Genomic DNA, 14453 nt, shown 5'->3' with positions numbered 1-14453 from the left:
TCTCAAATTCTTTGTAAGTTAAGGCGCCAGGTTGGCATAGCTGGTAATGGGTAAAAGGTCGTCATTGCCCCATTCATTCCAAGACGCATCGTAGTTGGCAACATCATAGCCCAATTCTCGCAAAGCCAAATAGTTAGTGGACGAAATTCTGCCGATTGCACAATAAATAATCACTTTGCTGGTGTGCGGAATGGCTTGGTAAAGTGACTTTAATTCTGCTAAGGATTGCAAATTAGACAAGTCATTATCCTGGGTCAGATTGTGCGACGCTGGAATATTGATGGCACTTAAAATGTGACCATAGCGTTTGGCCGAAGATACCTTGCCTAAATAGGCGTCTTCTGGGCGGGCATCAATAATAATTTGGTTGGGGTTTTTGCTGGCTAATAGGGTGGTAAATCGTGTGGCCAAGCGGTTTGATTGAATGTTGGTCACATAATCACTAGGCGTTACCTTTGGCAAGGTGGCATCGGTGGCCAATTGTGCTTTTTGCCAACCGGCAAACCCTTGGTTTAATAATTTAACCTGATTGAGTCCGTAAACTTCTAATGCCCAAAACAAGCGCGCCGCATCTAATAATTGGCCTTGGTCATAGACCACCACCGGTTGATTGACGCTAATCCCCAAACTTCTGAGCTTGGCTTGCATGGCTTGGGGTTCGATGATTTTGCCATTCGTGGCTTTATGGGCATAGGTGTCTGCAACCGGAAAGTTTAATGCACCTGGTATATGGCTGACTAGGTAATCGCTGGCGGGCCGAGCGTCTAAAATAACAAACTGGTCTAGCTGTTTTTGCAAAGCCTGGGGGGAAATGCGCAATTCAGATTCTGCGGCTTGAGTGGCACTCATGCTTAAGAGAGCAAAGCTCAGACTGATGACAAAAATCAGTGAGTTACGACTCAAAAGGTCTAACAGTTTTTGGTTCATGGGCTTCTCCAAAGCATGGAATTTCAATATAGCGAGTTTTGCTGAGAGTTTCAATAAGCGCAAGGGTTATAAGTTGCCCTTAATCATGATTGGCAGAGAATTTTGGGGTGTAGGGCGTGTTTAGCAAAAAAAGGTGGCTTGCTGCTTGGCACTGAGTTTGCTTTGTTCGTTTTTAACAAAATTGCTTAATGTAACGGCAAGCCATAAAAAATCTTTAACAGTTTTGACCCATATTTTAAAAATAGCCTGGGTTAAAGGAGCCACAAGATGATTGAACTCGCAAAAACAGAAACCGCTACGGTTGCTGAGCGCTCGGAGCGCCCAACACTTTCAGCCGTTGAAAAGTTTCGCCAAGCAGAAATTCAGCGCAATCGTCGGCAACCCAAATTTAACCTGAAAACGCTGTTTAACAAATTACAAAACCGTTTTTCACAAGCGCACGATGTCAGTGATCTCATCGAAGCGCAAGTGCAAAGCCGCACTGCCGAACTCTATCGCAAAGCGCATTTTGATGCCCTAACCCATTTACCGAACCGTGCCCACTTACAAGAAACCCTTGACCAGTTGGTGCGGCGTCATGACGAATTTCAGCACCCATTTTCCTTGTTGTTTTTAGACTTGGATGGTTTTAAAGGCGTCAATGATAACTTGGGTCACGGCATAGGGGACGAGTTGCTGCGCCATGTGAGCGCTCGACTTTTGTCTTCAGTGCGAGAAGGCGATATTGTGAGCCGTTTAGGGGGCGATGAGTTTGTTGCTTTGCTCACGGATACCGATAGCGTTGAAATCATCGAACGAGTTTGTGAGCGTATTATTTATGAAATTGCGCGTCCTTATTGTATCAATCGTCAAGCGGTGATTACCTCTAGTAGTATTGGTATTGCGCGTTTTCCGAGGGATGCCAAAACCACCACCGAGCTGATAGAAAAAGCCGACCAAGCCTTATATATCTCAAAAAGTGAGGGTAAGAAAACCTTTCGTTTTTTTGAGCCAATCCTTTCAGACTCAGCCTCTCAACAAGCCAATATTGCAACCTTGTTTGAAGTCGCCATGGCGCAGGGTTCGTTTGGCATTCAAGCCAACCCTCAGATGGATTTAAAGCAAAACCGCCTGGTGGGCGCCAGTTTATATTTAAACTGGCAAGATGCGCCTTTGCCGAGTAACGATTTTGCCGCATGGCAAAATCCGCTTAACAAACAGACTGCTGCCTTGCCGTTGGCTTTGTGGCTGTTGGATAGCGGATTGTATTACAGTCAACGCTGGTCAGTCGCCCAACAGGATTTGGTGGTGACCATTGCTGTGTTGCCTGTTTTATGGCAAGAACCCTCATTTGAAACGCTGTTAGCCACGCGCATGGCCTTTTATGGCGTGACTCAGTCACAAGTGCAACTAGAGTTTTCTTTAGAGTCAGTGACAAGTCAAGAGCACAATAGCATCGAGATGCTTCAAAAACTGGCTGACTTGGGCTATCAACTTACGCTATCAGGTTTAGGTGCTTTAGCGGTTGATATGACTTTGTTGGCGGATTTACCGGTGCAAGAGCTTAAATTTGACCAGGCCTGGTTAAAAAAACAGTTAAAAACCGCCTCGGGGCAGAAGTGTTTAAAGGCGTTTGTGCAGATGAGTAAGGCTTTAGATATTTGTTTGATTTGCCCGGGTATTGAGGCAAAATCTCAGGTCAAACAATTGGTCGAGATGGGGTGTCTTATCGGTCAGGGTGACCTATGGGCGCAACCAGTTGCCGTTGAAAATTTCAGTAAAATCTTCTCTTTATAAGGCTTATTCGCCTTGATTTTACAAGGATTACGCATTTGTAATTAGTTTTTGTTGGGTGATAAATTTTATGTGTCCCGAATAGAAAACTTTTATTGTGTCTAAGCTTTGTAGTGCTGTAGTATATATTTCAACATTCTAAAATTTATGTGCCTTTTCTAGTTCTCTCCTCTAATCAACGGCGATTAAGGGAGGGTTGTCAGCCATTTATGGCTTTTGTTGCTTTTATTGCTTTCGTTTTTTGGCCTTAGCTTTCTGTTATTCGATGAAGTGCCACAGGTAATAAAACAATCAAAAAACAATCTTTACCAAACCTATCTCAATTAGGAGATGTTTAAATGTCCACGCTTAGCTTAAAACAAAAATTAATCTTGTCACTTTTAGCAGCCGGTTTATTACCCTTTGCGCTGATCAGTGTGATAAGCCTGGTGAATTCCAGTCAGGCTTTGAACGACAGTGTTAAGCAAAAGCTAGAAGCCGTGAGGGACATCAAAAAAGCTTCAATTGAGCGTTATTTTTCGACTCTTGAAAATCAACTCACCACGGTTGCCAAAAACCCGAATACTCAAATGGCCTTAGCTCAATTTGGTGAGGGCATGGAGCGTTTTAAAGACGATAATCAATTCACTGATCGTGACCTGGCCGACAGCAAAGCCGCTATCTTAGGGTATTGGCAAAATCAGTTTGGTAAGCAATATCAAGAACAAAATAATCAAAAACTGGATATAGACTCCTTCTTCAATCAATTATCGCCTCAGGCCATCATGATGCAAGCCGCGCTCATTGCCCAAAACCCTGAGCCATTGGGTAGCAAAAACAATCTTGTACAAATGCCCGGTTCGTCGCTGTATGCGCAAAGCTACAATCAATACCATGCGTGGTTTAATGAGTTTTTGCAAAAGTTTGGTTTATACGACATCTTTTTAGTGAACAATGATGGCAAGGTGGTTTACACCGTGTTTAAAGAACTAGACTTTGCCACTTCTTTAACCAGTGGCCCCTGGAAAAACACCGGTTTGGCAGAAGCCTATCGCAAAGCCCTGCGTTTGGATGATGGACAAGCGTATTTTACCGATATGGCACTTTACACACCTTCTTACGACGCACCCGCTGGATTTGCATCAACCCCCATTTTTGAAAAGGGTCAGCGCGTAGGAACGCTTATTTTCCAAATGCCTCTGGACACCATTACTCAGGTCATGTCGCAAAGATCGGGCATGGGAGAAACCGGCGAAAGTTATTTGATTGGTAGCGACAAATTAATGCGCTCCGATTCTTACTTAGACCCAGAAAACCACACGGTGGTTGCGTCTTTTAGAAACCCTCAAAAAGGCATGGTGGATACTCAAGCCGCACAAGCGGTGTTGGCCGGCAAAACTGGTTTAGATGAAATTATTGATTACAATGGCAACCCTGTGGTGTCGGCTTACACCCCCATTATGTTGGGTGGCAATTCTTGGGGCTTATTGGTTGAGATTGATGTGGCAGAAGCCTTTGCTTCCAGTCACCAAATGCAAATGCTGGTGCTCATTATTGGGCTATTGGGCGCAATCATCATTGGTTTGGCGGCTTATGCCTTTGCACTGAGAATGGCAAAACCGATTATTGCCTTGGCTGACAAAATGACACAAGTTGGGCGCAGTTTTAACTTTAAAGAGCGTGTTGAGGTGGTTTCACAAGATGAAATCGGCAAAGCCAGTGAGTCTTTAAATGTGATGTTGTCGAGTATTGATGTTGCCCTGACCGAAGTGAATCACAGCATTGGCGCAGTGGCACAAGGTAATTTTTCGGTGAAAATCACCAGTGATATGCAAGGTGATTTAGCCGAGCTTAAAAACTCCGTCAACGCTTCTGCAGACAATATCCAAATTGTCATGACCGAAATTCTTGGGGCTATGGAATCCCTTGCACAAGGTCGCTTTGATGTTGAAGTCAATACGCGCGCGCCAGGAGAATATGGCGTTATTCTCAAGAATGCCAAGCAAGCCTTAACCGCTTTAAATGATGTTGTGGAAGACATTAATAAATCAATGCATTTCTTACAACAAGGTGACTTCAACTCTCGCGTAGAAGCAGATGCTTTGGGTGCATTGGCTACCATGAAAGATAACTTTAACGATGCGATGGATTCACTCGGTTATGCCATAGGAGCCATCAGCCAAGTGGTTGCGGCGCAAGCGGCGGGCGATTTAACCATGGAATTGCCTGCCGGAACTTTTAAAGGCCAAATGCATGATTTAAAAAATGCCATCAATTACTCATCGGTTAAAGTTAAAGAAGTGGTCAATATTGCAATAGATACATCAGATGTGGTGAGCGGTGCTTCGGCTGAAGTCTCGCAAGGTTCAGGTGATTTAAGTCAGCGTGTGCAAGAGCAAGCGGCGGCTTTAGAGCAAACATCGGCAACGATGGATGAAATGAGCTCGCAAGTCGCCAGTAACAGCGAAAATGCTCAACAAGCCTCTAGTATGGCAGAAGATGTTAAAAACAAAACACATAATGGTGTTTCTTTAATGCAGCAAACCATTACCGCCATGAGTGCCATTGAAGACTCCAGTAACCGCATTACAGACATTGTCAATTTGATTGATGGCATCGCTTTCCAAACCAATTTATTGGCTTTGAATGCCGCAGTAGAAGCGGCTAGAGCGGGTGAACATGGTCGCGGATTTGCCGTGGTGGCTGGCGAAGTGCGCAACCTAGCCCAAAAATCGGCCGATGCGGCTAAAGACATTAAATTGCTCATCAGTCAAACGGCCGAACGCATTGCACAGGGTTCTGTTTTGGCTTCGCAATCGGGTGAAATGCTCTCAGAAATTAACACCATGACAGACCAAGTAAGCCTGATGATTATGCAAATCGCCAAGGCTTCTGCTGAACAAGCAGAGGGGGTTCGTCAGGTGCATCAAGCGATTTCGCAAATCGACTCGGTAACCCAGCAAAACGCCGCGTTGGTAGAAGAAACCAGTGCCGCCGCAGAAAGTTTGAATCATGAGGCGCATACCCTAAAACAAACCATGTCTTATTTTAAAACGGGGCAAGCGCATACCGCACATTATGAAAGACCCAAACCTTCTAAAAAAGTGCAGGCGTCAAAAGCACCCGCAAGTGCCAAGCCTTTACCTAGCCCAGCCGCCGCATCGGCAGCTAAAAAGCCAGAAAAAGCGCCAGCCTTAGCCGCGCCAAAACCTGCCAAGCCAGTGCAAAATAATAGTGATGAGTGGTCTGATTTTTAAAGGTGTAATGGGAAAGCAGGCTAAAGCCTGCGCCCCAAGCAAAGCATATTAAAGGGGCGAAGGCTTTAGCCTTCTAATCATTCTGGTTTATTTTAAGGTCGCTTTTGCACTTAGTATTCCTGAAACAAATTATTGACCTGCGCCCATGTAACTTTTTTGCTTCGCCAAAAAAGTCACCAAAAAAGGCGACCCCACTCAGCCAATTCTAGCCCTCTAAGCTTGTCGCCAGACAGCTGCGAACTCGCTTCGCTCAAACATGCGCAGCTGTTTATCTGGCGCCTTCACTAAGAGGGCTTACGAATTGTCTTCAAGGGGGATTGGGGTTTTCTTCTGTTAGAGCAAACTGCTTTGTCAGAATGCCTAAAGCTCCCCTTTGAATCATTTCGTGATGCCCCTTAACGAAAGGACTGGAGAAAAAGTGGCGCTGTTTGAGCGAAGCGAGTTCGCCACTTTCCAGTCCTGAGTTTAGGGGCATAGAAATGATGAGAGGGTCGACTTTTTGGTTACTTTTTGGGGACCCAAAAAGTAACAAGGGCGCTAGGCACAAAACCTAATTTAGATATGCAAATTACAAAAGCGACCTTAATAAAAGAATCGCAAAAGGTTTTTTGATTTAAGGTGAAAGCAGGCTAAAGCCTGCGCCCCATGATTTTTGATATGAAAAGGGGCGAAGGCGTTAGCCTTCAGATGCTTTATCAGACAAGACTAAGCGTTTAGCGAAATGCGTTTGAGCATTTCTAAAATCAACTTAGCCGAATGGGTGGCTGCTTGCTCTAGGTATTGCTCAAAGGTCACGGCATTTTCTTTACCCGCAATATCCGATAAAGAGCGGATAATCACAAATGGCACATCCATTGAATGGCAAGTTTGCGCTATGGCTGCCGCTTCCATCTCACAAGCAATCATGCTGGGGAACTTATCCCGAGTGGTTTGCACATCGGCAGGGTCGTACATAAAACGATCACCCGTGGCAATTAAACCGTGCATATGGGCCACTTCTTGTAAGGCTTCTATGGATTCTTGGGCAATTTTAACCAGGCCTGCATCTGGTAAAAAACACGCTGGAGACCCTGGTACTTGCCCGTGCTCATAACCAAAAGGCGTGACATCCACATCGTGATGGCACACACTTTGACTGATGACGATGTCACCGACATTTAAATCGGCGTGAAAACCACCGGCTGTGCCGGTGTTAATCACATAGTCGGGTTGATAGCGGTCAAGCAATAAAGCTGTACTGACCGCGGCATTCACCTTGCCGATGCCTGAGCGTAATAAAACCACTTCAAGCGCGCCAATTTGCCCGGCGGTATATTCAAATTTAGCGTGCGTTTCGACTTTTGGATTGCTGATGTGACTGCGCAGAAGAGCGACTTCCTCTTCCATAGCACCTATAATCGCTATCTTCATAGCACGCTCACATCATTGCCAAGTTCTGCCAAAATTTCTTTGCTTAAAGCGATGTCTGCATTTTTATTAACGCCTATGCCTTTATTGATAATGTCTTGGGCAATTTCTTTGGCTTCTTCAAGCGAGTGCATTTGGTAGGTGCCGCACTGGTATTCGTTTAACTCTGGAATCTCTTCCATTTTTTCTACCTTTAAGACATCGTGCATTGCCGCCATCCAAGCATCGCCCACACGCTTTTCATCAGGTGTGCCAATTAAGCTCATGTAAAAGCCTGTGCGACATCCCATCGGTGAAACATCAATGATTTCGACATCTTTGGCATTTAGGTGGTTACGGATAAAGCCAGCAAATAGATGCTCTAGGGTATGAATCCCTTTTTCGCCCATCATCGATTCATTGGGTTTGTTAAAGCGTAAATCAAAAACCGTGATGGTGTCACCACTCGGCGTGGTCATGGTTTTGGCAACGCGCACCGCTGGGGCGTTCATAATTTTGTGGTCAACGGTAAAGCTGTCTAATAAGGGCATGGTTTACTCCTAGGGGTTATGGTCGTCGGTTAGGTCTTTCTTTAAGAGCCAACCCTTGTCGGTTTTAATAAATAGGTAATTTTTGTGGTATTCAAAGGTGTCGTTTTCGTCAAAATCGGCCATCGACAATTTCATTAAACCTGCCTGCATCCCGCTGGTCATCTTCTCTAAGGGGGAAAGGCTTGGGTCATGGGTGATGGAATTAATATAGCTTTCTAAACTTTGTTTGGCGCGCACAATTAGCGTCAGTTCTGCGACATAATGGGTGTCGTTTTGCTTATAGCCATTGGTTTTTTCAATGCTAACCGCTTCAAATAAGCTGGGTTGTAGCTGGTTATAAAAAGCTTTGGCTTGGCTTTGAATTTGTTCATCAGACGGCTGGTCTGGCGCAAAACAACCCGATAAAAACACAAAACTGCCCAGCAGTAAGGTCATGAGTCCAAAAGAGAGTCGCTGTTTCATAGGGATAGGTTCTTAAAATAAAAATGCATTATAAGCCAAACGCTCAACAAAACCGAGTAAAGCTAAAGGTTTTTAAGGGTTAATTGCCGTAGTTTTAGGCTTAAAAACAACCAGACCTGGTTATTTTTAGAGGTTTTTAGGGCGAGTTTTAAGCTTTTAGGGCATAAACCAATCGAGATAAAAAATCAGAATAATAATCACAGCCACTGCAACCACCGCTTGCGCATAGTGATGTTTTTGAATGGTGCGGCGCACCACTTTCTTTTTAGGGAAAGGGATTTCGCCCTTGTGCATTTTAACGGTCTTGGCAAACTCAGCTCGCAAGTGACGCGGTAGCGCTAAGGCAAAGGCTTCGATTTGCGGGTTTGAATAGTCCTTCATGGCTTTAGCAAGGGAGTTAAGGTCACATTTTAATAACTCTTTTTGGCGATCTGCCATCGGCATTTTCATCAACATTCCGATGAATTGCTGTTCTTTTTCAGTGTTAAAAGTACGACCTGCCATAATGCTGATTCCCACACGACTAAGTATTTATTATAGCCAAAATGGCCTTAAATAAAATGACTTCGCGTGGGATTTAATTTTCAGATTTCTCGAGTTTTAAGCTGAGGGTATCTTCATAGTCACTGGCTTTGCTGTGCAGTTCGAGTTGGATATCCAAAAAGGGCAAAGCGGTTTGGTCAATGTGACTGTTTAACCAGTCATAAGCACGGCGAATGCGCGGCGCATAATGGCCTAATTGAACATTTTCTGCCAAGCGAATAAACAGTTGTTTGGTTTTATCATCCAGTTGAGTGAACTCATGTTGCGCTTGGCTCAGGCCGGTAGAGGTTTGGGTATTGTCCTGAATTTGCAGCATTTGCGCACGGCGTTGTGCAAAAGCCAAAGCCACATGCTGTGAACTGGGCATGGCATTTAATAAATCCAATAACAATAAGCACCCTAGGTTAAAAAAGCCCTTTTGGTTTTCGCGAGGGCGCACCAGTAAAAAGTAACCCGCCAGTAACACTTCTTTGTGCGCTTCTTTGAGTTGCCACTGTTGGTTATCTAGATCGTTTAACTTTGCCAAATAATAACAATAGGGCAGCAGAGGGTGGGTGTCGTTTTGGGCATTGGTGACTTGTAAATCTAGGCGTTCTAAGATGTCGTCTTTGGCATTAATTAGCCAGTTAGCAAAGTTGGTTGGGTGATTGTCTTGTCCCATAAGGCCTTCATTGAGCAAGGCTTTCAGCACCAAAGAGTGTTTTGCCTTATCTTCATTGGAGAGCAACCAAGTTTCGTTAACGATGGCGTGTTTAAAGGCTTCATCGAGCGTTTCGGTGAAATCCAGAATGGCTTCTTTAACTTGTTCGTAATGGTTTTCAAGGCGGTCGGTTAAACCATCCACATTTTTGTCGAGCAGTTTGGCAATGAATTTTTGCAGTTGTTCATCGTCTAAAAAGCTGATGACGCGATATTTGTTTTGGGTGTGCTGTTGTAAAACACCATTAAAAGTTTCTTCAAAACGATTCGAAGCCGACACTAAGCGTGAGGTGGCTTTGGCGATGGCAAAGTAGTTGTCGATGACTTCTTCGTGCAGCCCTTGATAGTAGTTAAAGTTATCTTGTGTTTGCTGGCGCTCTGCAATGTCGGTGGCGCGTTGCGCAATAATGATGGCGACATAAGCACCAGCAAAGGCAATGGGTAATCCTAAGATAAGGTTAAAACTGTCGGCAAGATCACCCCAGCGCTCAAATCCAACCGTTGCTTCTAAGCCGGGCACCGTTAGAAAAAGTGCGGTCGCGCCTGAAAACAAAATGCTCGATAAAATAACAAACTGCCAAATGCCTTTTTTAAAGCGCAGAAATTCCCCACCCTGTTGGGTCGTTTGAGAAGTTTGTTTAGTTGCGCGGCTCATGATTGGGCTCCTCGGCGGCGTTTCTTGATTTCAACAAGCAGTTCCAGTTGATCATCGGTGCTCATTTGGCTGACTTCATGAGCGATGTCGGTTTTGTAATCTAACATCGGCAACGCACCCGTGGTGATGGCGGCATATAAATCTTCGTGGTTATTATCGGCAAGACGCACCATGGCACGAATTATCCGTTCGAGTTGCTTGGCGGTAAAGCTTCCGTCTTCAATGGGAATTTCATTGATCATGCGTATTTCACCATCGCTGTGGTCATAATCAAAATGACACAGTTTGAGTGACAAGGCTTTGCTCATGGCCACTTCAAAAAAGGCTTTGCGATATTGCGGATGTTTGCAGTTATAAAGGGCTGGGGTCATAAAGCGAATGCGCTCGCCATTTTCATCGACTGCAATGGCAATACTTAAATAGTTGTCACCATCTTTGTCTTGATAGGTTTCGGTGGGAAAACCGGTGACCAAGTGTCCATCGGTTTTAGAACCATCTTTTGGGTTACTTTTGTATTTCCAGCTTAAGCCGTCCATATGCGCCTGAACATCGGCGAGTGAAATTGCCATGGGGTTCTCCTGAACAAAAAAACCTTTGCAAGCAAAGGTTTTAGAGGGTAAATCTTAATGATTAGATGCTGCCAGAGCCACTTTCTAATTCTTGTAATTGACGCAATAACTCTTGGCGTTTGCGTTCTTTTTCGTCCACTTCACCTGAGACTAAGCCCAAGATTTTTTTCATTTCTGGGATTTTGTCTGCAGACTTAATCACAACGGCAAAACCACGCGTGAATTGCTTCATGGTTAAAGAGCCATCTTCAATGGGGTATTCCACAGAAAAGTGGATGTCGTTATCCGATGGATCATATTCCCAAGAACCAGTTTTGGTTTTATAGTTTTCATAGAGCATCCAATCTTTAAGGGCATTTTTCTTATCATCAGCCACATTGTCCATCAGGTCGTCTAGGTGTTTAATGGTGTGCATTTTAAAGTATTCACCGTCTTCCATAATGCGGCAAACCACCATGATTTTTGAATCTTCATCACCTGTATAAGGAAACACAATGGTGTCTTCGTCTTTTTCGTGGTAATTAACACCAATTTCGTCTAAGTAAGATTTGATAAGGCTTTGTTCTATGGACATAGGGGCTCCTTAGTGAGCTGAGTTGGAAAGGTGGGTTTGTAGTTGCGCTGCATCTAAAATTTCTTTTTGCAACACATCTTGGGTAATGGCTTCGATTGCGGGCATATATTGTTCAACCAAGGATTGGGTTTTCAGGGTGGCATCGGCCATCCATTGGCGAATTTGCGCCTCAGTTTCTTGCACAAACCAATCTTGCTGAGTTTGCTGTCGCAGCGCCGCAGGACTTATGTTGGGCAACGCATCACTCATGCCCCATTCAGCGATGGCTAAATAAGCATAACGCATGGCTTGTCTTAGGTCGCCAGATGCGCCAGAGTCAAGCCCTTTGGGCCCTGTGGCTTTGACTTGCGCAACCCGTCCGGCTAAGGCAACACAGGTTAGGTTAAAGAGATAATCTTTGTGGTAGTCGACGGCTTCTTCCACATCAAACGAAACCATGCCTAAAGCATTGCTTCTAGGCACGACGGTGAGTTGTTCAATTTTGCGTTCTGGTAACAAAACCATCGAAATCACCGCATGACCTGCTTCGTGATAAGCCGTTTCTTTGAGACGCTGATCACTTTCTGCCAAGCTGAGTGGTTGGCCATATTTAAGGGTGTTGATTTGTTCTAGCACCAAACTTTCAGGAATAATATCAATGTTTTGGCGAATCGATTCCAGCACCGATTCACGGTGAATTTTTTGCATATCCGCACCGGATAAACCGGCTGTAAAAGTCAGTAAACGATCGATATTGATGTCGGGCGCAAAGTTAGGATGGTTCAAAAACTTTTCCAAGAACCAGCGGCGCGCACCCTTATCTAAGTGCGGCACTTCTAAATGCAAATCTATACGCCCCGAACGCACAATGGCACTGTCGATTTTGTCTTTACGATTCGTCGCCGCCATCACAAAAATATCATCGCCATTTTTGCTAAAGCCATCGAGCTCTACCAGTAAACGATTCACCAACGCATCAGCATAGGCGCCCGCTTTACCGCGTTTGGGCAAGGCATCTATTTCATCTATAAAAATCAAGGCAGGGGCATATTCGCGCGCACGGCTAAAGAGTTTTTTGATAAACCCTTCGCTCAGCAGGTCGTTGCCCGAGCAAGCAATAAAGGGCAAACCCGCTTCATTTGAAAACGCTTTTGCTAATAGGGTTTTACCGGTGCCAGGTGGGCCGTACAGCAACATACCCTTAGGCAAACTTACGCCTAAGGATTTGAGTTTTTCGGTTTGGTGGATTTGGTCAATCACTTCTTTTAAACGGCGCTTAATCACATCATGGCCCGCAATATCGACAAAACTCACTTCTGGCAGTGCCACTTGAATACCAGAAGCATCGCCATAGTCATCACCGCGCGACAGTTTTTCTATCTGCGGATGCTTAAAAACCAAATGCAGTTGCTTGCCTGACTGTTGTATTTCAAAGGTTGTGCTCAAGCGCTGGTGCTTGTGGGTGAGTTGTTTAATCAAGCTATCAAGGGGTTGATGGGTCTCTAAAAAGGCTAATACATCACTGTCTAAACCAATAGCGAGTTGAGTCAATTCAATGCCAGGATTGTCGAGCAGATAATCGGTGATCGGGTCGATGATTAAATCCGCCGTGCGAGCTTTCAGCGCGCGAACATCAAAGCTAGGCGCAAAGGACAAGACCACCATCTGCGCTAAAGCTAGGCTTTGTGGGTTTTTTAGCGCTAGTCCCATTGCCTTTTCAAAACGCTGAATGTCTTGTTTGACTTGGTTTTCGGCAATGCGTGTTAAACCTGCTAGGCTCAAACGGTTAAACAGAATAATGCTACCCTGTGAAATACGCGACAACATTTCAGGCGAGATGGCATTGACCTCGTGACCCTTCTCAACTTTCTTTTCACGGCGAATAACTTCTAATAGCGTTTCACGGGCTTGATGGGGTTGCTGTTGTAACTGACTGACAAAGGTTTTATTACTATAAAGTTCCGAGCCCAAATTAGAGGTGAAAATGACTAAGGTTTGGCGAAAATCGATATCTTCATTGGAAAAAGCGTCTTGCAGAAAACCTTCTGAGAACAGACGCAATAAACTCGATTGCACGCGAGTATGCGTTTTTTCTACCTCATCAAACACCAAAATGCTTTTGGGGTTGTGTTTGACAAACTCGGTTAAAGTGCCTACACCCGCATTGGCGTAACCTTTGCGCAAGCCTGTGAGTCCAAAGCCTTCTTCTTCTGACACATATTGCGTCATATCAAACGCTTTAAAGGCATAACCTTGTAAACCTTGCCCGAGCAGTTGGGCAAGATAGGTTTTACCTGTGGCAGGCGGCCCTAGAAAGAAAAAACTGGCTCTAGGTCGATTGGCGATGCCTTGCCAGCTCATTTGCATCACCGCATCTGAAATGGCTTCTACCGCCATTTCTTGGTCAAAGACTTTGCTGCTGAGCAGGGCTTTAACTTCGGCTACTTCAGTCAGGGCTTGCAAGTGCTTGCCTGCTTGAGGTGCAGCGGTGCGTTGCTCACTGATGACCTTTGAAAGCCCAAATCCTAAGGCTTCGAGTTGCAAAACCATTTGGTGGACAGCATCTTGATAAGGGATTCTCGGTTGGCTGGCAACGGCATCTAAATCAGGTTGTTCTGGTGAGGTTGCTGGCTCTGGCCAGGTGACTTGTTGCGCTTTAAACAAGGTTTGGAGTTTTTCAGAGGCTTTGTGATCAATGATATCAAGTTGGCTGAGCGCTTGTTTTAAATGAGAGATTTGAATTTCAGAGGCTTGGTTTTGTTGAGCGAACCACTTGGCTGTGAGCAGCAACTTGCGCATTGGAGAGGTTTCCAGAATTAAATAATTAGGGATTCTAGCACTTAGAGTAGGGATAAATAGATGTAACTTGATAGAAATAATTTATGAAAGGTACAAAAGGAATTGTGTTGCGCTGTGGAAGTTTTTAGGTTTGTTAACCTTTAAAAGCAGCGTCTTAAGAAGCATTGAGTTTTTTGAAAAGGATACTTACCGAATAAATACGAATGAATTGATAAAATTTTTCTAATCAAACAACCTTACGACAAGTGCTAGAATGACGATTGGTCTTTTAATGATTTTTAGGGAAGTTACCTTGCGGAA

11 protein-coding genes are annotated in these 14453 nt (G+C 44.6%); 2 read left to right on the top strand and 9 right to left on the bottom strand.

The window, feature by feature from the left end; all coding sequences use genetic code 11:
• Positions 1 to 18: 18 nt before the first annotated feature.
• Positions 19 to 927, bottom strand: a complete 909-nt coding sequence (locus THMIRH_RS11240; protein ID WP_173292180.1) for a sulfurtransferase — start codon at positions 925 to 927, stop codon at positions 19 to 21.
• 267 nt (positions 928 to 1194) lie between these two features.
• Here THMIRH_RS11240 and THMIRH_RS11235 point away from each other — a divergent pair, with 267 nt between their 5' ends.
• Positions 1195 to 2703: a diguanylate cyclase domain-containing protein gene (locus tag THMIRH_RS11235; protein ID WP_173292179.1), complete on the top strand. Its 1509-nt coding sequence runs from the start codon at positions 1195 to 1197 to the stop codon at positions 2701 to 2703.
• Between the two features lie 335 nt (positions 2704 to 3038).
• Positions 3039 to 5936, top strand: coding sequence for a methyl-accepting chemotaxis protein (locus THMIRH_RS11230; RefSeq protein ID WP_173292178.1), 2898 nt, complete (start codon positions 3039 to 3041; stop codon positions 5934 to 5936).
• A 705-nt stretch (positions 5937 to 6641) separates the two neighbouring features.
• On the opposite strand, the gene mtnN is transcribed toward THMIRH_RS11230, so the two are convergent.
• The 8 genes from mtnN to THMIRH_RS11190 all read right to left on the bottom strand — a co-directional run bounded on the left by mtnN (position 6642) and on the right by THMIRH_RS11190 (position 14153).
• Entirely contained in the window at positions 6642 to 7346 is a 705-nt protein-coding gene (gene mtnN, locus THMIRH_RS11225; RefSeq protein WP_173292177.1) for a 5'-methylthioadenosine/S-adenosylhomocysteine nucleosidase, read from the bottom strand.
• Positions 7343 to 7873 carry an S-ribosylhomocysteine lyase gene (gene luxS, locus THMIRH_RS11220; RefSeq protein WP_173292176.1) on the bottom strand — a complete coding sequence of 177 codons (531 nt, stop codon included), beginning with the start codon at positions 7871 to 7873 and terminating at the stop codon, positions 7343 to 7345. Before luxS ends, mtnN begins: the two co-directional genes overlap by 4 nt.
• Positions 7874 to 7882: 9 nt before the next feature.
• Positions 7883 to 8335: a hypothetical protein gene (locus tag THMIRH_RS11215; RefSeq protein WP_173292175.1), complete on the bottom strand. Its 453-nt coding sequence runs from the start codon at positions 8333 to 8335 to the stop codon at positions 7883 to 7885.
• 156 nt (positions 8336 to 8491) lie between these two features.
• On the bottom strand, positions 8492 to 8839 hold the full coding sequence (locus THMIRH_RS11210) for a hypothetical protein (protein WP_173292174.1): 348 nt from the start codon (positions 8837 to 8839) through the stop codon (positions 8492 to 8494).
• Positions 8840 to 8912: 73 nt separating this feature from the next.
• The gene (locus THMIRH_RS11205; protein WP_173292173.1) at positions 8913 to 10232 is read right to left on the bottom strand and encodes a hypothetical protein; all 1320 of its coding nucleotides are present in this window, start codon (positions 10230 to 10232) and stop codon (positions 8913 to 8915) included.
• On the bottom strand, positions 10229 to 10801 hold the full coding sequence (locus THMIRH_RS11200; protein WP_173292172.1) for a hypothetical protein: 573 nt from the start codon (positions 10799 to 10801) through the stop codon (positions 10229 to 10231). The genes THMIRH_RS11205 and THMIRH_RS11200 overlap by 4 nt, the downstream gene beginning before the upstream one ends.
• Before the next feature lie 61 nt (positions 10802 to 10862).
• Positions 10863 to 11375: a hypothetical protein gene (locus tag THMIRH_RS11195; RefSeq protein WP_173292171.1), complete on the bottom strand. Its 513-nt coding sequence runs from the start codon at positions 11373 to 11375 to the stop codon at positions 10863 to 10865.
• A 9-nt stretch (positions 11376 to 11384) separates the two neighbouring features.
• Entirely contained in the window at positions 11385 to 14153 is a 2769-nt protein-coding gene (locus tag THMIRH_RS11190; RefSeq protein WP_173292170.1) for an AAA family ATPase, read from the bottom strand.
• Positions 14154 to 14453: the final 300 nt, after the last annotated feature.

This window comes from Thiosulfativibrio zosterae (assembly GCF_011398155.1).
Classification (GTDB): Bacteria; Pseudomonadota; Gammaproteobacteria; order Thiomicrospirales; family Thiomicrospiraceae; genus Thiosulfativibrio; species Thiosulfativibrio zosterae.
Note: the sequence above shows the minus strand (reverse complement) of the source record. Positions and strands in the feature narration are given on the sequence as shown.